Below are 18412 nucleotides of genomic sequence, written 5' to 3' on the forward strand. Positions count from 1 at the left end.
TCCAGTGTTCCACGAAAACAGAGCAGTGCACACAAACAAGAGCGCCGAACAAAAAAGAGAGCACTGCTCTTGCTTTGGAGCACTGTTCTGGCGCAGACTGAAGGCACAGCGAGAGCACCGCTCTCCATCCGATGGGGGTCACCATGTCGCAGCCGTACTACCTCAAGGGCAGCCCGCTCAACGTCCGCTTCAACAGCGTCTTCGGCTGGCTGGCCCGGCACGGCCTCAGCCTGGCGGGAATGGCGGAGATGTCGGTGCGCGGCCGAAAGAGCGGCAAGATGCAGCGCATCCCGGTCAACCCGCACACCTACGAGGGCGAGCAGTACCTGGTCTCGGCCCGCGGCCACTCCCAGTGGGTGCGCAACATGCGGGTGGCCGGCGGCGGAGAGCTGCGGGTCGGCCGCAAGGTCCGCGAGTTCACCGCGGTGGAGCTGCCCGACACGGAGAAGCTCCCGATCCTGCGGACCTACCTGGAGAAGTGGGGCTGGGAGGTCAACCAGTACTTCCAGGGGGTCACCGCGAACTCCTCCGACGAGGAGATCGTCGCGGCGGCCCAGGACCACCCCGTCTTCCGGATCACCGTCAGGAAGTGACCTCGTCGCCGTCCGGTACCTGCCGACGGTCCAGCGTGGCCAGAAGACGCTGGGCCATGGGACGGCCGCGGACCAGCTCACCCAGCGTCGTGGACCCGCGGGTGATCTCCATGAACGCCCTCCAGGCCGGACGGAACCCGGTCAGCGCCGCGTGAAAGACACCGGGGCGGCGCTCGAACGCCATCAGCAGCCGCTTGCCGACGCTCATCTCCACGCCCAGCCCCGCCTTGATGGCGAACGCGTAGTTGAGGGCCTGGCGCCGGGTGTCCACGGCGTCATGCGCCTCGGCGATCCGCACCGCCCACTCCCCCGCGAGCCGCCCCGAACGCAGCGCGAACGAGATGCCCTCGCGTGTCCACGGCTCCAGGAGTCCCGCCGCGTCCCCGCACACCAGCACCCGGCCACGGGACAGCGGCGAGTCGTCGGCCCGGCAGCGCGTCAAGTGACCGGAGGAGATGCTCGGTTCGAACCCGGCGAGGCCGAGCCGCCCGATGAACTCCTCCAAGTACCGCTTGGTCGCGGCCCCTTCACCGCGCGCCGAGATCACCCCGACCGTGAGGGTGTCGCCCTTGGGAAAGACCCAGCCGTAACTGCCGGGCATCGGCCCCCAGTCGATGAGCACCCGCCCCTGCCAGTCCTCGGCCACGGTCTCCGGCACCGGGATCTCCGCCTCCAGGCCCAGATCCACCTGGTCGAGCTTGACCCCGACATGAGCTCCTATCCGGCTGGCGCTGCCGTCCGCGCCCACGACCGCCCGCGCGAGCACCGTCTCGCCGCCCTGCAGGACCACGGCGACGGTACGCCGGTCCGGCACCGCCGACCCGTGCTGCTCGACCCGCTGGACGGCGACGCCCGTGCGCAGCTCGGCGCCGGCCTTCTGGGCGTGCTCGACGAGCTGGTGGTCGAACTCGGGCCGGTTGATCAGCCCGAACAGCATCTGCTTGGAGCGACGCGTCCGGGTGAAGCGGCCGTTGTGCGAGAAGGTCACCGCGTGCACCCGGTCCCGCAGCGGCAGCTCGAAGCCGGGCGGCAGGGAGTCGCGCGAGGGACCGATGATGCCGCCGCCGCACGTCTTGTAGCGGGGCAGCTCCGCCTTCTCCAGCAACAACACACGCCGGCCGGCCACCGCCGCCGCGTACGCGGCCGAGGCACCTGCCGGCCCCGCACCCACCACGACGACGTCCCACACCTGCTGCGCGTCGTCCGCCGAAGAGTTCTCGCTGGTCACGATGGTCTACTGCTCCGATCAAGCCCGTTGCCGCACCTGCCTCCCGCATCCTACGACCGTCATCGTCGCAGGCCACTGTGGGAGGATCTCCATACCCACATGTACAACGTCGCACCTACAAGGAGCGTGCCCATGTCGTCGAATCCGGTCGCCGAGACCGTCGCCTCGCTGATGCCCAGGGCGCGGGCGGAGCTCACCGAACTGGTGGCATTCAAGTCGGTGGCGGACTTCGACCAGTTTCCCAGGAGCGAGAGCGAGGGTGCCGCCCGCTGGGTCGCCGACGCGCTCGGCGCCGAGGGCTTCCAGGACGTGGCCCTGCTCGACACCCCCGACGGCACCCAGTCGGTCTACGGCTACCTGCCCGGCCCCGCGGGCGCGAAGACGGTCCTGCTCTACGCGCACTACGACGTGCAGCCGCCGCTGGACGAGGCCGCCTGGACCACTCCGCCGTTCGAGCTGACCGAGCGCGACGGCCGCTGGTACGGACGCGGTGCCGCCGACTGCAAGGGCGGCGTGATCATGCACCTGCTCGCCCTGCGCGCGCTGAAGGCGAACGGCGGGGTGCCGGTGCACGTCAAGGTGATCGCCGAGGGCTCCGAGGAGATGGGCACGGGCGGCCTGGAGCGGTACGCCGAGGAGCACCCGGACCTCCTGGAGGCCGACACCATCGTCATCGGCGACGCGGGCAACTTCCGGGTCGGTCTGCCGACGGTCACCTCCACGCTGCGCGGCATGACCCTGGTCCGTGTGCAGGTCGACACGCTCCAGGGCAACCTGCACTCGGGCCAGTTCGGCGGCGCGGCGCCCGACGCGCTGGCCGCGCTGATCCGCGTACTGGACTCGCTGCGCGCCGAGGACGGTTCGACGACGGTCGACGGCCTGGCCCCCGAGACCGGGTGGGACGGCCTGCAGTACGACGAGCGGCAGTTCCGCGAGGACGCCAAGGTCCTGGACGGCGTCGAGCTGATCGGCTCCGGCACCGTCGCCGACCGCATCTGGGCGCGCCCCGCCGTCACGGTCCTCGGCATCGACTGCCCGCCGGTCGTCGGCGCCACCCCGTCCGTGCAGGCGAGCGCCCGCGCCCTGGTCAGCCTGCGGGTGCCGCCGGGCGTCGACGCCGCCGAGGCGACCAAGCTGCTCCAGGCCCACCTGGAGGCGCACACCCCGTGGGGCGCCCGGATCCGCACCGAGCAGACGGGCCAGGGCCAGGCCTTCAGCGCCGACACGACCAGCCCGGCGTACGCGGCGATGGCCGAGGCCATGTCGGTCGCCTACCCGGGCCAGGAGATGCAGTACGCGGGCCAGGGCGGCTCCATCCCCCTGTGCAACACCCTCGCCGCCCTCTACCCGCACGCCGAGATCCTCCTCATCGGCCTCAGCGAGCCGGAGGCCCAGATCCACGCGGTGAACGAGAGCGTCTCCCCGCAGGAGCTGGAGCGCCTCTCGGTCGCCGAGGCACTGTTCCTGCGCAACTACGCGGCAGGCTGACCGGCTCCGCCGTCGCTGGAAAGGCCCCCGTCCGCGGACGGGGGCCTTTCCAGTGGAGATCGGCGGACACGTCCGGGACATCCGGCTGAGGATGACTCCATGTCCCGCACCGAGCGCGTCATCGCCCACACCGACATCGCCACGTCCCTCGCACTCCTCAGCGACACCGAGCTCGAGGAGCTGGTGGAATCCGGGTCGCCGCTCGGCGCCGGGATCGGCGGACGTACGGCACGGGTCGAGGTGGACGGCAGACAGGTCTTCGTGAAGCGGGTGCCGCTGACCGACCTCGAACTGCGGCCGGAGAACGTCCGGTCCACGGCGAACCTCTTCGCCGTGCCGCCCTACCTCCACTACGGCATCGGGAATCCCGGCAGCCCGGGCCTGGGCGCGTGGCGGGAACTCGCCGTCCACACGATGACGACCAACTGGGTGCTGGCCGACCGCTTCTCAGGCTTCCCGCTGATGCACCACTGGCGGGTTCTGCCCGACACCTCGCAGCCCCTCCCCACCGAACTGGCGGACGTGGAGCGGGCCGTGGCCTACTGGGGCGGCGGCCCCGGGGTGCGTGAGCGCATCGAGGGCAGGCGCACGGCGTCCGCGAGCCTGGCACTGTTCCTGGAGTACGTCCCGCACACCCTCCACGACTGGTTCGACGCCCAGTTGCGCACGGGCGACGCCGACGCCGCGTGCGTCTGGGTGGAACGGCAGCTCGGTGAGCTCACCGGATTCCTCGGCAGCAGCGAACTCCTGCACTTCGACGCCCACTTCCAGAACATCCTCACCGACGGCCGGCGGTTCTGTCTCACCGACTACGGGCTCTCCCTCTCCACCCGTTTCCGCCTCACCCGGCAGGAGCGCGCCTTCTTCGCACGGCATCGGCACTACGACCGCGACTACGCCACCAGACACCTGGTGATCTGGCTCGTCACCGCCCTCTACGGACATCGCGGGCGGGAGCGGGACGCCTTCATCCGCGCGTGGGCCGACGGGGTGCGGCCCGAGGGCGGGATCCCGCGGGCCGCGGCCGACATCATCACCCGTTTCGCCCGACCGACGACGGTGATGGACGACTTCGTCCGCCGGCTGTCCGAGGAGAGCAGGCTGACCGCCTATCCGGACGAGGCGCTGAACGCCGCCGCTCAGGCCGTCGGAATGCCTGCCTCCAGATAGAGCGCCGCCCCGCGTTCCCGGGCCCGCAGCGCCCACCGCAACCGCTCGTAGCGGACGGGCGGCAGCAGATCGGCGGCCTCCTGCTCGGTGACGAAGCGCCAGTCCCGCAGTTCGGGCCCGGGCAGCAGCACCCGGCCCGCCTGAGCGGAGTCGAGGCGGCCGCCGTCGAAGAGGAGGCGCAGTCCTCCGTAGCCGGGCGGCCGGGGCTGTTCCCAGTCGACGACGAGGAGCCGCGGCACCTCCTCCAGCCGTATCCCGGTCTCCTCGGCGACCTCACGGATACCGGCCCGCGCGGGGGCCTCACCGGGTTCGACGACGCCGCCGGGGAACTCCCAGCCGGCCTTGTAGGTGGGGTCGACGAGCAGCACCCGGTCCTGCTCGTCGAAGAGGAGGACTCCGGCGGCGAGTGTCTCGGCGGTCGGTTCGGGGGTCTGCACGATGTCGCAGACGGGTACGGACCCGGATCCGACCGCCTCCGCGATACGGACGGCCGTCTCGTACGGGGTGAGGGCGCCGTTGTCGACGGGGTGGGCGTCGGCGGTCAGCCAGGAGGCGAGGGCGGTGCGGTACGGCTCGATGTGGTCGTACGACCACTGCCGTGTCCGTATGGCGCCGTCGGGCAGGTCCGGCGGGATCTCCCGCCCGGCTATTCGCTCCCGCAGGATCGTTTCGGCCGGAGCGAGAAGCAGGTGCCGGACCGCGATCCGGCGGGCGGCGAGGCCACCGAAGATCTCATCGCGGTACTCCTGGCGCAGCAGGGTCATGGGGACCACGAGGGTCCCGCCGAGCTCGGCCAGCATGGCGGCGGCCGTGTCGATCACGAGACGTCGCCAGATCGGCAGGTCCTGGAAGTCGCCGACCTCGGCGAGGTGCTTGGGCGGGAGCAGGTGCGTCAGCGCTCCGCCGATGACCTCGGGGTCGAAGAGCGTGCTGTTCGGGATCAGTTCGATCAGTTCTCGTGCGGTGGTGGTCTTCCCCGCACCGAACGCACCGTTGATCCAGACGATCACGGTTCCCCCTCTTCTGTTGGCCCCCTGAGGCTTGCCCGCTTCACCCTGCCACGGAAACCAGCCCCAGTTGAGGGGGCGCATACGACGGCGCCGGCACCCCCTGACGTGAGGGGCACCGGCGCCTTGTTCGGTCGGCCTCAGCCGTTCTGTCCGAGAGCGGTGTCGTCGACGGAGAGGCTGTCGCTGGCGATCGTGTCGCCGAGCGTGCTGACGGTCTTGTCCAGGTCGGGCAGGTCCTCCCCGAGCGCGTGCGACGGGGTGACCGCGGCGACGACGAAACCGGTGGCCATGGTGGCGATGGCGAGCATGGTGCGCTTCTTCATGCCCTGATCAACGGCGCGGGCGACCCGGAGTCACGGGAACACCGACGAAAGCGGCCGGCGGACGTAGGACAGACAGGGCCCGGGCCCGGCGCGCGGTGACGCCTGGCCCGGACACCCGTGCTCTGCCGGATCTCACTCCTCGCCGGGCATCTTTCCCGGCTTCGGCTGAATGCCGGAGTCCCCCATGCCCCGGTCGGCGCCCGGTCCCTCGCCGGGCATCAGGCCGGTCGTGGGGCCCTCACCGGGCATCAGCCCGCTGTCGGCCCGCTCTCCGGGCATCGTGCCCAGCGGCTGCTCACCGTTCGGCACGGGCTCGGCCGGCGCCGCCTGCGGGGCGAGGGAGGCCTGCTGAATACGGTCGGCCAGCTCCGGCGGCGGGTCCGCCGGGACGGCTGCCAGAGCCACCTTGCGCACGCCGGGGTCGTCGTCCGCGACCAGGTCGGAGAGGACCGCGGCGGCGGACTCCGGCGGCAGACTCGCCGCGGCACTGGCCGCCGCCACGCGCAGCGTCGGGTCCTCGCTGCGGGCGGCCGTGGTCACCACGTCCTGCCCGGTGTCGCCCGCCAGCTGCCCGGCCGCGTAGGCCGCCTTGGCCGCGAGCAGCGGGTCGTCGCCCGCGACCAGCCTGCGCAGATGGGGCAGGCTGTCGGTGCCCAGCCGGGCGGCGGCCGTGTAGTCCGGCTCCTCGGGATCGAGGACTTTGCGCACATCACGCATCGATACGCTCACCGAAGCCTCCTAGATGTCCTGGGTCCGAGGACTGTCGAGCATGGTCTTCACCTCGTCCGAGACCAGGTCGGGCGGCGGGTTCGTGATGTTGGCCGTCCCGTTGCCCGTCATCAGGCGATTGTTGTCGTTCACGTGCCGCAGGCCCAGGACGTGCCCGATCTCATGGCCCAGTGTCCACTGTGTCGCGCCCTGGGCCACGACGGCACCCGGGCGGTCGGCGGGGTGGGCCGCGCAGCCGTTGAACGGCGGAACCGTCGACCGTACGAAATAGGCGACGACGTCGTTGGGGCCCGCGTTGTCGCGATGGGCGAAGAGCTGGTTCTGCTCGGCCGTCGTCTGTCCGCTCACGCACTGCCCGACGTCGATGTCGTTGAGGGCCGGCAGGTTCAGGCTCTCGGTCGACGCCAGTTCTACGGCGACACCCGCGGTCGCGTACACCTCCCTCATGCGCGCCACGGCATCGGCGACGGACACGTTCGGAGTGGTGAGGACCTTGGCGTGCAGCCGCACGGTCGGGACCTGGGTCCACCACTTGTGCCACATCGCGCTGTCGGTGCCGGCGACGAACGTGTCGATCCGGTTCGGCCCCCACGAGACGGCCGCGGGCGCGCTGGTCAGCACACCGCCGAGGCTCTCCCAGCCGGACCAGCCGTTCTGGAACCACTTGTGCCACATCGCCGAGTCGGTGCCCGCCACGAAGACGTCGAGCCGCCCGGACGCCCAACTCGCCACCGCCGGGGCGGAGGTGAGGACGCCGCCCAGGTTCTCCCAGTTCGACCAGCCGTTCTGGAACCACTTGTGCCACAGGGCCGCGTCGGTGCCGGCGCCGAAGACGTCGATACGGCCATTGCCCCAGGAGACCGCCGCGGGCGCACTGGTGAGGACACCGCCCAGACTCTCCCAGCCGGACCAGCCGTTCTGGAACCACTTGTGCCACAGCGCGGAGTCCGTCCCCCGGACGAAGACGTCGAGCCGCCCGGACGCCCAACTCGCCACCGTGGGCCCGGAGGTGAGGACACCGCCCAGACTCTCCCAGCCCGACCAGCCGTTCTGGAACCACTTGTGCCACAGCGCGGAGTCCGTCCCCCGCGCGAAGACATCGATACGGCCGTTCCCCCAGGAGGCCGCCGCGGGCTCCGAGGTGAGGATGCCCCCGAGGCTCTCCCAGTTCGACCAGCCGTTCTGATACCACTTGTGCCACAGCGCGGAGTCCGTCCCGCGCACGAACGTGTCCAGCCGCCCCGAGGTCCAGGACGACACACCGGGGCCGCTCGTCAGCGTGCCCCCGAGACTCTCCCAGCCCAGCCACGTCATGGCATTCCCCCTTCAGCCGCGGAACGCTTTCGCGGAAGGCCCATGACGCTACTCGCCCGGCTTACGGCGGCTAAGCAGGAAATCGGGCCATAAACAGGGTGATCAGCCATGTTCTGTGGGAAACCGGGATATGCCAGGGATACCCACAGGAGGGCGCGGGGTGTGCCACCGGCTCCCTGCCGCAGGCACACAACGGCCCAACCGGAACTGGATGTTGGCCGAAACCGGGCAACCGGCGGCCTGTTGAACGCGCTCGGCGGCTGGACCCGACGGCCGTCCGTCAGGTCCAGCCGCCGAGTGAACGTTCCTGCCGAGGACCGGTCAGACCGGAGCCACGTCCGCGCGCTTCGCGAGCGCGGCCGCCGCCGCACCCACCAGACCCGCGTCGGTGCCCATCTGGGCCGGCGTGACCACCAGACGCTGCACGAAGGACAAGGTGGCGTACTCGGTCAGGGCCTTGCGCAGCGGCGTGAAGAGAACGTCGCCCGCCTTGCCGACACCGCCGCCGATCACCGCGATGTCGATCTCGACGAGAGTCGCGGTGGCGGCGATACCGGCGGCGAGGGCCTGCGCGGCCCGCTCGAAGGACGCCACGGCGACCGGGTCGCCGGCCCGGGCGGCGGAGGCCACCGCCGCCGCGGAGGTGTCGCCGTCGGGGCCTGGACGCCAGCCGTTCTCGACGGCCCGGCGGGCGATGTTCGGGCCGCTGGCGATGCGCTCCACACAGCCGCGCGAACCGCACGCGCACGGGTCACCGTCGATGTCCACGCTGATGTGGCCGATGTGACCGGCGTTGCCCGTCGGACCCGGGTGCAGACGCCCGCCCAGGACCAGACCGCCGCCGACGCCCGTCGAGACGACCATGCACAGCGCGTTGTCGTGGCCGCGCGCCGCGCCCTGCCAGTGCTCGGCCGCGGTGATCGCCACACCGTCGCCGATCAGCTCGACGGGCAGTCCGCCGGTCGCCTCCCGGACCCGCCGGACCAGCGGATAGTCGCGCCAGCCCGGCACGTTCACCGGACTCACGGTGCCCGCGGAGGCGTCCACGGGTCCCGCGCTGCCGATGCCGAGGGCGGAGACGCTTCCCCACAGCGGCGACGCGGTGAGCTCACCGAGCACCTCCTCGACGGCCCCCATCACGGTCTCGCCGTCCTCCTTGGCGGGCGTGGCGCGCTGGGCTCGCACCAGGATCCGGCCCTGGTCGTCGACCAGCGCTCCGGCGATCTTGGTGCCGCCGATGTCGAGCGCGGCCACGAGGTCGGTGTGCATCAGTGTGTGATCTCCCGGTCAACCATGAGCAGGTGTGGGCCGATCCCGGGGTGGGGGCACGGAACCGGAGATTGCGGTGGACAGTGTCCCCTGCATCTGACAACGTTGTCCAGGCTCTATGCTCGACGCCACATCCTCATACAAAATCATGGACGCCGCACCTTTCTCGGACGACAGGAACAGGACGCCGCATCGTGCCCGACTCCACCCGCCGCGCAGACCGTCTCTCCACCTCGCGTTACGGCAACCGTCCGACGATGAAGGACGTGGCCGCGCGCGCCGGGGTCGGGCTCAAGACGGTCTCCCGTGTGGTCAACGGTGAACCGGGCGTCACACCGGAGACCGAGCGCCGGGTCCAGGAGGCCATCGACGCGCTCGGCTTCCGCCGCAACGACAGCGCGCGGGTGCTGCGCAAGGGCAGCACCGCCAGCATCGGACTGGTCCTGGAGGACCTCGCGGACCCCTTCTACGGTCCGCTGAGCCGTTCCGTCGAGGAAGTGGCCCGCGCCCACGGCGCCCTGCTGATCAACGGCTCCAGCGCGGAGGACCCGGACCGGGAGCAGGAGTTGGTCCTGGCGCTCTGCGCGCGGCGCGTGGACGGGCTGGTGGTCATCCCGGCCGGGGACGACCACCGGTATCTGGAGCCCGAGCTGAAGGCGGGCGTCGCCACGGTGTTCGTGGACCGTCCGGCCGGACAGATCGACGCCGACGTCGTCCTCTCCGACAACTTCGGCGGCGCCCGCGACGGCGTCGCCCACCTCATCGCCCACGGGCACCGCCGGATCGGCTTCATCGGCGACATGCCCCGCATCCACACCGCCGCCGAGCGGCTGCGCGGCTACCGGGCCGCCATGGAGGACGCGGGCATACCGGTCGAGGACGCCTGGATGTCCCTCGGCGTCACGGACCCCGAGCGGGTGCGCCGGGCGGCCGAGCAGATGCTCTCCGGACCGACGCCGGTCACCGCGGTCTTCGCGGGCAACAACCGGGTGACGGTCACCGTGATCCGCGTCCTCGCCGAACATCCGCGCCGCGTCGCCCTGGTCGGCTTCGACGACATCGAGCTCGCCGACCTGCTCCAGCCGGGCGTCACCGTCGTGGCCCAGGACGCGGCGGCCCTCGGCCGCACCGCCGCCGAACGCCTCTTCCGCCAGCTCGACGGCACCCTGCTCGTCCCGGAACGCATCGAACTACCCACCCGCCTGATCACCCGCGGCTCAGGCGAACTGCCGCCGGCGGACTGAGCGGCCGGTGGAGCAACGCGCCCGCGAGGCATCCCCTCAGCCCGAACAGGTCCCGGACGGTCCGCCACACCCGGGTCCGGCAGCCGAAGCATCGGAAGGCGAACCACGGCAGGCCCAGCCGGCCTTGGACGGACACGCGAGCTGTCCGTCACAGCCGGGGCTGGCGTCCGAGGCGTCGGAAGGCGAACCACGGCAGGCCTCCCCCGCCTCGGGCGCAAACGCACGCGGCCTGCCACAGACGGGTTCACCGCCCAAGGCGACACCAGCCAATCCACGACAGCCCCAGCCGACCCTGGACGAGCACGCGGGCGGCCCGTCACAACCGGGCCCGGCAGCCGAGGCACCGGAAGGCGGACCACGGCGGCCCTCTCCCGCCTCGCGTGGAAACACGCGCGACCTGCCGCAGACGGGTTCACCACCCAAGGCGACACCAGCCAATCCACGACAGCCCCAGCCGACCCTGGACGAGCACGCGGGCGGCCCGTCACAACCGGGCCCGGCAGCCGAGGCACCGGAAGGCGGACCACGGCGGCCCTCTCCCGCCTCGCGTGGAAACACACGCGACCTGCCGCAGACAGGTTCACCACCCAAGGCGACACCAGCCAATCCACGACAGCCCCAGCCGACCCCGAACGAACACGCGGACGGCCCGTCACAACCGGGCCCGGCAGCCGAGGCACCGGAAGGCGAACCACAGCAGCCCTCTCCCGCCTCGGGCGCAAACACGCGCCGCCTGCCGCAGGCGGGTGCACCGCCCAATGTGTCGCCAAGCGATCCACGGCGGCCTCAGCCGGTCCTGGACGGACACGAGAGCGGTCCATCACGACCGGGTTCCCTCTCGCGGCCGTCTTCGGTCGCGGCCGGTCGCTGGCGCGGCGTACGGGATTCCGGACCCGCCCCGGACAGTCGCACCCTGGAGGCTCTGGGGCTGGCCGAGGCGCCGCGTGATCATCCGTTGCTCTATCCGGGGGCCTGGCCGGCCGACTCGGGGCTGTTGGACGGGGGCCGTCTCCTGCCCCTGGACCGGCTGCTGTACGAGGACCGCGTCCCCGTGCTCGCGGTCGGCTCCAACGCCAGTCCGGCCCAACTGCGCCACAAGATGGCCGAGTACGGGATCACCTCCCCCATCCCGATGGTGCGGACCCGTGTCACGGGCATCGACGTCGGCGTCTCCGCGCATGTGAGCCTGCTGGGCTATGTGTCCGCCTCGCCGGTCGACGCACCCGCTGCCGTACGGGAGTTGTTCGTGACCTGGCTCGACGCGGAGCAGTTGGCGGTGGTCGACGCGAGCGAGGGGGTACCGCTGCCGAACGGCAACTACCAGCGCGTGTGGCTGCCCTCCCCCGAGGTCCGGACCGAGCTGGTGGACGGCACGCGGCTCCCGGGCGTGTACGTGTACGTCAATCGCCACGGCGTCCTCCACGACGGCACCGGCGTCCCCCGCGCCCACCCGGGCCAGCGGGCGCTGCTCACCGAACTCCTCGTCGGCTCCGCCCGGTTGAGGGAGCTGTTCGGGGTCACGCCCGAGGAGTTCTGCGCCCGGGCACGGGCCGACCGGGAACTGTGCCGGCAGGGCACGCGGCTGTTCAAGGAGGAGAAGCTGGTCACCTCGTCCGGCCTGGAGCGCCACGTGCGGGCTCAGCAGACGGGGAGTCCCGGCACCGGTTCGTCGTTGTCGCCGCCCTTGATGTAGACGTCGCTGACGTAGACGTTCGTGTTGCCGCTGTCGTCGTCGGTCCTGGCCCACCAGACGTTGGTCCACTCACCGTCTGTCTCGCGGCGGCCCAAATTCTGCTGGCAGTAGAAGTAGTTGGTGCCCGCTTTGAGGATGCCGACCTCGGTGCCGGAGGCGGTGTAGGAGGCGGCGGTCTTCCAGACCGTGCAGTTGTACTTGCCGCCGCCGATGGAGGAGCAGGCCGGGGCGGGGGGCGTCGCGTCACCGCCGCCCGTCGCGCCGCCGTCGCCGCCCGAGGTCCCGCCGTCGCCGCCGCCCGAGGTCTTCGTCGGGGAGGGCGTGGCGGCCCGGCCCGTGGGGGTGCTCTCGGTCGTGCGGTCCGGTGTCCCGGTCGCCTTCGGGGTCCTCTCGGCCTCCTGCCCGGTGGGCTTGGGGTCGTCCGTGCGGACGGCACCGCCACGGCCGCTCGCCGAGGAGGTGACTCCGACGCCGGTGGCGGTCGCCGTGGGTCGCGCGCCGGTCGCCTTGTCGCCGCCGTTGTTCAGCAGGGCGACGGTGACGCCGGCCGATGCCAGAACGACGGTGACGGCCGCGGCGGAGAGAAGCACGCGGCCCCTGCGGCGGGAGGACCGAGCGGTGTCCACGGGTCCGGTGACGGCCGGGTCCGGCGGTCCCGCATGGCCGGGAGCACCGTAGCCCTGCGGGGCGGGGACGCCCTGGCCGGGAGGGCCGAAGCCCTCCGAGCCCGGTCCACCCGTCGCGAAGCCCTGTCCCGCCGGAGCGAGGGGCATCACCGGCCCGAATCCCGGCGGCACCGACGGCACTCCGCGCTCCGTCTGCGCCGACGTCGCCCCCGCCGTGCCCCGCAGGGTCGTCGTCGGTGCATCCGTGCCGCCCGCGTCCGCGACCGCCCGCAGCAGCTCCCGCGCCTCCTCCGCCTCCGGGCGGCCCTCGGGCCGCTTGTCCATCAGCCGCCGGAGCACGGGTCCGAGCGCTCCCGCGCGGGCGGGTTCCGGGAGCGGCTCGGTGACGATCGCGGTGAGGGTGGAGAAGGTGGATGTACGACGGAAGGGCGAGGAGCCCTCCACCGTGGCGTACAGCGTGGCGCCCAGGGCCCAGATGTCGGAGGCCGGGCCGGGGTCGGCGCCCTGGGCACGTTCGGGCGCCAGGTAGTCGAGGGAGCCGACGAGTTCGCCGCTGTGGGTGAGGTGGGTGGCGGAGCCGTCGCCCGGGTCCTCCATCGTCGCGATGCCGAAGTCGGTGAGGACGACGCGCCCCGACCGGTCGAGCAGGATGTTGCCGGGCTTCACGTCCCGGTGCAGGACGCCGACGCGGTGGGCGGCCGCCAGCGCGTCCATGACCTCGGCGCCGATCTTGGCCGCCTCGGCCGGATCGAGGGTGCCGCGCTCGCGCAGGACGTCGTCCAGGGAGGGTCCGTCCACCAGCTCCATGACGATCAGCGGGCGGCCGTCGACCTCGGTCACGTCGTGGACGGCGACGACACCGGGATGCCGCACCCGGGCGGCGGCGCGGGCCTCGCGCTGCATCCGCAGCCGCAGGCCGGCGAGCTCGGGGCCCTCGGAGTCGTTGTAGGTGCGCAGTTCCTTGACGGCGACCTCACGGCCGAGGACCTCGTCGACGGCCCGCCAGACCACGCCCATGCCGCCCCGGCCGAGCTGCGCCACGACGCGATAGCGCCCGGCCAGCACTCGGCCGGTCTCGTCCGTCCGTCCGTTCTCCCCCGATGACACCGCTGCCCCGTTCCTGTGACCCGTCCGTGCGTGTCGCCCAGACTAATCCGTCACTCACGGCTCCTCGGGCGCCGCCCGTCACTCGTAGGCGGTCGCCGCCCGCAACGCCCGGGCCAGGAAGGTCCAGTCGCCCCCGGCGGGGAGGTCCTCGCCGACGTTTTGGTACCAGCCCGGCGCGGAGTCGATCCACGCCGAGAGCGCCTCCAGGAAGGTGTCGAGGGTGCGGTTCTCCCACTCGTCACCGCGCCGGAGGCACTCCTCGTGCAGTGCGCGGACGAACGCGGCCAGTTCCTCGCGGGTGCGTATCTCGTCATCGGGTGCGAGCGCCATGGCCGCAATCTACGGTCCCTACTGGCCGGAGATCGTCAGGTCCCCGCGCCGGGGTGCCGCGAAGCGCTCCAGGTCGGTCCTGGTCAGGCCGGTCAGGCGGGCGACCTCGGCGATGTCGAGGGCGCCGCAGTCCAGGCCGCGCAGCAGATAGCCGCCGAGGGCCTTGGCGGTGGCGGGCTCGTCCATGACGTCGCCGCCGGTGTGGTTGGCGTAGCGGGCGAGACGGGCGGCGGCCTGCTCGAAGCCCTCGCGGTAGAAGGCGAAGACGGCGGCGTACCGGGTCGGGATGTGGCCGGGGTGCATGTCCCAGCCCTGGTAGTAGGCGCGCGACAGGGCGCGGCGGGTGAGGCCGTAGTGCAGGCGCCAGGCGTCGTGGACCTTCGCGGTCGGGCCGACCGGCAGGACGTTCGTGGAGCCGTCGCAGACGCGTACGCCGGTGCCCGCGGCCGCGACCTGCATGATCGCCTTGGCATGGTCGGCGGCCGGGTGGTCGCTGGCCTGGTAGGCGGCGGAGACGCCGAGGCAGGCGCTGTAGTCGAAGGTGCCGTAGTGCAGACCGGTGGCGCGGCCCTCGGCGGCCTGGATCATCCGGGCGACCGTGGCGGTGCCGTCGGTGGCGAGGATGGACTGGCTGGTCTCGATCTGGATCTCGAAGCCGATCCGGCCGGGCTCGAGGCCGCGCGCCTTCTCGAACTCCTCGATGAGGCGCACCATGGCGGTGACCTGCTCGGCGTAGGTCACCTTCGGCAGCGTGAGGACGAGCCCCTCGGGCAGACCGCCGGCTTCCATCAGGCCGGTGAGGAAGATGTCCAGGGTGCGGATGCCGCGGTCGCGTACCGCCGTCTCCATGCACTTCATGCGGATGCCCATGTACGGGGCCGCGGTGCCGTTGCGGTACGCCTCGGCGATCAGGCGGGCGGCACGGGCCGCGTCCTGGTCCTCGTCCTTGCCCTGGTAGCCGTCCTCGAAGTCCACCCGCAGGTCCTCGATGGGCTCGCGCTCCAGCTTGGCGCGCACCCGGGAGTACACCGGCTCGGCGAGCTCCTCGGACAGGCCCAGTACGGCGGCGAAGGACGCCGCGTCCGGGGCGTGTTCGTCGAGGGCGGCGAGGGCTTGGTCGCCCCAGGAGCGCAGGGTGTCGGCGGCGAAGGCGTCGCCTGGGACGTAGACGGTGTGGACGGGCTGACGGGTGCCGGGGTCACCGGGGTAGCGGCGCTCCAGCTCGGCGTCGACCGGCGCGAGGGAGGCGCTGATCTCCTCGCTGACGGCACCCGCGAGGCTCGTCGCCACCTGCTCCTGCTGGCCCTGACCCATGCCATACCCTCCTGTTTTCCGCTCTACGGAATCAACAATCCGTAGAACGAAGTTATCCGTGGAGTTCCTGCCGGTCAACACCCGTCCGCAGCATGAGTCACCCCCGTCATTCCAGACGCCCTCTTTCGCACTCGGGTCCGGGCATTCATCCTGACCCGTCGGGAGGGGATTACATGTCGCACACCAACAGGATGACGCGCCGCATGGGTCTGAGAACCGTGGTGGCCGCGGCGGTCGCCGTGCCGCTGATGGCCTCGATGCCCGCCTCCGTCGCCAGGTCGGGCAACCGCCGGATGGAGGTCATGTCGTTCAATCTGCGCTTCGCGAGCACCTCCGAGCCCCACAGCTGGGCCGCCCGCCGCCCGGTGATGCGCGAGCTGTTGCGCCGCGAGTCCCCCACGCTCATCGGCACCCAGGAGGGTCTCTACCAGCAACTGCGGGACATTCACACCGACCTCGGCCCGCACTACGACTGGATCGGCACCGGCCGCGAGGGCGGCAGCCACGACGAGTCCACGGCGATCTTCTACGACACCCGCCGACTGTCCCCTGTCGAGCACGACACCTACTGGCTCTCCGACACCCCCAGGACCATCGGCTCGAACACCTGGGGAGCCGCCCTCCCCCGGATCGTCACCTGGGTCCGCTTCCGTGAACGCGCCCGTGGCGGGCGCCAGTTCCACGTCCTCAACACCCACTTCGACCATGTGAGCCAGTACGCGCGTGAGCGTTCCGCGTCGTTCGTCGCCGAGCGGATCGCGGAACTCGCCCGCTCCTCCCCGGTCGTCGTGACCGGCGACTTCAACGCGGCGGCCGGGAACAACCAGGCCTACGACACGCTCCTGGCCGCCGGGCTCGTCGACACCTGGGACGCCGCGGCCGAGCGCGGTGAGCTGTACGCGACCTTCCACGGCTACAAGCCGCTCACTCCGGGCGGCGAGCGGATCGACTGGATCCTCGCGACGTCCGGCGCCACCGTCCACCGCGCCTGGATCAACACCTTCGCGCGAGGCGGGCAGTTCCCGAGCGATCATCTGCCGGTGCAGGCCTCGCTCACCCTGGCATGAGAGGAGGCCCCCGCGGCCCGCTCGGAGAGCGGTCACGGGGGCCTCGTCACGCCTGAGTGCGATCAGCCCTTGCGGGTGTTGATCTCCTCGGTGAGGGCGGGGACGACGTCGAAGAGGTCGCCGACGACGCCGTAGTCGACGAGGTCGAAGATCGGGGCCTCGGCGTCCTTGTTGATCGCCACGATCGTCTTGGAGGTCTGCATACCGGCCCGGTGCTGGATCGCGCCGGAGATACCGGAGGCGATGTACAGCTGCGGGGAGACACTCTTGCCGGTCTGGCCGACCTGGTTGGTGTGCGGGTACCAGCCCGCGTCCACCGCGGCACGCGAGGCGCCCACGGCCGCGCCGAGGGAGTCGGCCAGGGACTCGATCAGCGCGAAGTTCTCCGCGCCGTTGACCCCGCGGCCGCCGGAGACCACGATCGCGGCCTCGGTCAGCTCCGGACGCCCGGTCGACTCGCGCGGGGTGCGCGCGGTGACCTTGGTGCCGGTGGCCAGCGCGCCGAAGGACACCGACAGCGCCTCGACGGTGCCGGCGGCCGGGGCGGCCTCCACGGCGGCGGAGTTCGGCTTGACGGTGATGACCGGGGTGCCCTTGGCGACGCGGGTCTTGGTGGAGAAGGACGCGGCGAACACCGACTGGGTGGCGACCGGGCCCTCGTCACCGGCTTCCAGGTCGACGGCGTCGGTGATGATGCCGGAGCCGATCCGCAGCGCGAGACGGGCGGCGATCTCCTTGCCCTCCGCGGACGACGGCACCAGTACGGCGGCCGGGGAGACGGCCTCGTACGCGGCCTGGAGGGCGTCCACCTTCGGGACGACCAGGTAGTCGGCGTACTCGGCGGCCTCGTGGGTGAGGACCTTGACGGCGCCGTGCTCGGCGAGCGCGGCGGCGGTGTCGGCGGCGCCGGCACCCAGCGCGACGGCGACCGGCTCGCCGATACGGCGGGCGAGCGTCAGCAGCTCCAGGGTGGGCTTGCGGACGGCGCCGTCCACGTGATCGACGTAGACGAGAACTTCAGCCATGGGAATGCTCTCCTGCGAATTGCGAAGTCTTCAGGGGCGGTAAGGGGGGTGAGCCTTAGATGAACTTCTGGCCCGCGAGGTACTCGGCGAGCTGCTTGCCGCCCTCGCCCTCGTCCTTGACGATCGTGCCCGCGGTACGCGCCGGGCGCTGCGCCGCGGAGTCGACCTTGGTCCAGGCGCCCTCGAGACCGACCTCTTCGGCCTCGATGTCGAGGTCGGACAGGTCCCAGGACTGAACCGGCTTCTTCTTGGCGGCCATGATGCCCTTGAAGGACGGGTAACGCGCCTCGCCCGACTGGTCGGTGACCGACACGACCGCCGGCAGCGACGCCTCCAGCTGCTCGGTGGCGGAGTCACCGTCACGGCGGCCCTTCACGATCCCGTCCTCGACGGAGACCTCGGACAGCAGCGTGACCTGCGGGACACCGAGTCGCTCGGCGACCAGCGCCGGGACGACTCCCATGGTGCCGTCGGTGGAGGCCATACCGGAGATCACCAGGTCGTAGCCGGCCTTCTCGATCGCCTTGGCCAGCACCAGCGAGGTGCCGATCGCGTCGGTGCCGTGCAGGTCGTCGTCCTCGATGTGGACGGCCTTGTCGGCGCCCATGGACAGCGCCTTGCGCAGCGCGTCCTTGGCGTCCTCCGGACCGACCGTCAGGACGGTGACCTCGACGTCGTCGTCGGAGTTCTCCGAGATCTGCAGCGCCTGCTCGACCGCGTACTCGTCCAGCTCGGAGAGCAGACCGTCCACGTCGTCACGGTCGACGGTCAGGTCATCGGCGAAGTGCCGGTCGCCGGTGGCGTCGGGCACGTACTTCACGGTGACAACGATCCTCAAGCTCACGCCGGCTCTCCTACTGCTGCGTCGACATTTCTCTGCTG

17 protein-coding genes are annotated in these 18412 nt (G+C 71.6%); 6 read left to right on the forward strand and 11 right to left on the reverse strand.

Features of this window, described 5'->3' with window-relative positions; genetic code table 11:
- The first annotated feature begins 143 nt into the window (after window positions 1–143).
- Complete coding sequence (locus OG381_RS08240; RefSeq protein ID WP_327715459.1) at window positions 144–593, forward strand: nitroreductase/quinone reductase family protein; 450 nt, start codon at window positions 144–146, stop codon at window positions 591–593.
- Here the strand turns inward: OG381_RS08240 and OG381_RS08245 are convergent.
- Window positions 583–1821 carry a geranylgeranyl reductase family protein gene (locus OG381_RS08245; protein ID WP_327715460.1) on the reverse strand — a complete coding sequence of 413 codons (1239 nt, stop codon included), beginning with the start codon at window positions 1819–1821 and terminating at the stop codon, window positions 583–585. The genes OG381_RS08240 and OG381_RS08245 overlap by 11 nt on opposite strands.
- A 132-nt stretch (window positions 1822–1953) precedes the next feature.
- On the opposite strand from OG381_RS08245, the gene OG381_RS08250 reads away from it, so the two are divergent.
- Both OG381_RS08250 and OG381_RS08255 read left to right on the forward strand, forming a co-directional pair.
- Complete coding sequence (locus OG381_RS08250; protein ID WP_327715461.1) at window positions 1954–3309, forward strand: dipeptidase; 1356 nt, start codon at window positions 1954–1956, stop codon at window positions 3307–3309.
- Window positions 3310–3408: 99 nt separating this feature from the next.
- Window positions 3409–4479 (forward strand): protein kinase family protein, encoded by a 1071-nt coding sequence (locus tag OG381_RS08255; protein WP_327715462.1) that lies wholly within the window; start codon window positions 3409–3411, stop codon window positions 4477–4479.
- Here OG381_RS08255 and OG381_RS08260 read toward each other — a convergent pair.
- The 5 genes from OG381_RS08260 to OG381_RS08280 form a co-directional block, all read right to left on the reverse strand.
- Window positions 4449–5489 carry an NUDIX hydrolase gene (locus OG381_RS08260; protein WP_327715463.1) on the reverse strand — a complete coding sequence of 347 codons (1041 nt, stop codon included), beginning with the start codon at window positions 5487–5489 and terminating at the stop codon, window positions 4449–4451. The genes OG381_RS08255 and OG381_RS08260 overlap by 31 nt on opposite strands.
- Window positions 5490–5626: 137 nt before the next feature.
- Complete coding sequence (locus tag OG381_RS08265) at window positions 5627–5812, reverse strand: hypothetical protein (RefSeq protein ID WP_327715464.1); 186 nt, start codon at window positions 5810–5812, stop codon at window positions 5627–5629.
- 132 nt (window positions 5813–5944) lie between these two features.
- Window positions 5945–6541, reverse strand: a complete 597-nt coding sequence (locus tag OG381_RS08270; RefSeq protein WP_327715465.1) for a HEAT repeat domain-containing protein — start codon at window positions 6539–6541, stop codon at window positions 5945–5947.
- A 9-nt stretch (window positions 6542–6550) separates the two neighbouring features.
- Window positions 6551–7855 (reverse strand): hypothetical protein, encoded by a 1305-nt coding sequence (locus tag OG381_RS08275; RefSeq protein WP_327715466.1) that lies wholly within the window; start codon window positions 7853–7855, stop codon window positions 6551–6553.
- A gap of 321 nt (window positions 7856–8176) precedes the next feature.
- The gene (locus OG381_RS08280; protein WP_327715467.1) at window positions 8177–9124 is read right to left on the reverse strand and encodes an ROK family protein; all 948 of its coding nucleotides are present in this window, start codon (window positions 9122–9124) and stop codon (window positions 8177–8179) included.
- A 194-nt stretch (window positions 9125–9318) separates the two neighbouring features.
- On the opposite strand from OG381_RS08280, the gene OG381_RS08285 reads away from it, so the two are divergent.
- Both OG381_RS08285 and OG381_RS08290 read left to right on the forward strand, forming a co-directional pair.
- The gene (locus OG381_RS08285) at window positions 9319–10368 is read left to right on the forward strand and encodes a LacI family DNA-binding transcriptional regulator (RefSeq protein WP_327715468.1); all 1050 of its coding nucleotides are present in this window, start codon (window positions 9319–9321) and stop codon (window positions 10366–10368) included.
- A 955-nt stretch (window positions 10369–11323) separates the two neighbouring features.
- On the forward strand, window positions 11324–12061 hold the full coding sequence (locus tag OG381_RS08290; RefSeq protein ID WP_327715469.1) for a hypothetical protein: 738 nt from the start codon (window positions 11324–11326) through the stop codon (window positions 12059–12061).
- Here OG381_RS08290 and OG381_RS08295 read toward each other — a convergent pair.
- The 3 genes from OG381_RS08295 to OG381_RS08305 all read right to left on the reverse strand — a co-directional run bounded on the left by OG381_RS08295 (window position 12007) and on the right by OG381_RS08305 (window position 15438).
- The gene (locus OG381_RS08295) at window positions 12007–13794 is read right to left on the reverse strand and encodes a serine/threonine-protein kinase (RefSeq protein WP_327715470.1); all 1788 of its coding nucleotides are present in this window, start codon (window positions 13792–13794) and stop codon (window positions 12007–12009) included. The genes OG381_RS08290 and OG381_RS08295 overlap by 55 nt on opposite strands.
- 78 nt (window positions 13795–13872) lie before the next feature.
- Window positions 13873–14124, reverse strand: a complete 252-nt coding sequence (locus OG381_RS08300) for a DUF7660 family protein (protein ID WP_327715471.1) — start codon at window positions 14122–14124, stop codon at window positions 13873–13875.
- 18 nt (window positions 14125–14142) lie between these two features.
- Complete coding sequence (locus OG381_RS08305) at window positions 14143–15438, reverse strand: DUF6986 family protein (protein ID WP_327715472.1); 1296 nt, start codon at window positions 15436–15438, stop codon at window positions 14143–14145.
- Window positions 15439–15641: 203 nt separating this feature from the next.
- Between OG381_RS08305 and OG381_RS08310 the strand changes: the two genes are divergently transcribed.
- Window positions 15642–16505 carry an endonuclease/exonuclease/phosphatase family protein gene (locus tag OG381_RS08310; protein ID WP_443061883.1) on the forward strand — a complete coding sequence of 288 codons (864 nt, stop codon included), beginning with the start codon at window positions 15642–15644 and terminating at the stop codon, window positions 16503–16505.
- A gap of 62 nt (window positions 16506–16567) precedes the next feature.
- Here OG381_RS08310 and OG381_RS08315 read toward each other — a convergent pair whose 3' ends face one another.
- Window positions 16568–17530, reverse strand: coding sequence for an electron transfer flavoprotein subunit alpha/FixB family protein (locus OG381_RS08315; RefSeq protein ID WP_327715474.1), 963 nt, complete (start codon window positions 17528–17530; stop codon window positions 16568–16570).
- Between the two features lie 55 nt (window positions 17531–17585).
- The gene (locus tag OG381_RS08320) at window positions 17586–18374 is read right to left on the reverse strand and encodes an electron transfer flavoprotein subunit beta/FixA family protein (protein WP_327715475.1); all 789 of its coding nucleotides are present in this window, start codon (window positions 18372–18374) and stop codon (window positions 17586–17588) included.
- Window positions 18375–18412 lie beyond the last annotated feature (38 nt).

The organism is Streptomyces sp. NBC_00490, from assembly GCF_036013645.1.
Taxonomy (GTDB): Bacteria; Actinomycetota; Actinomycetes; order Streptomycetales; family Streptomycetaceae; genus Streptomyces; species Streptomyces canus_F.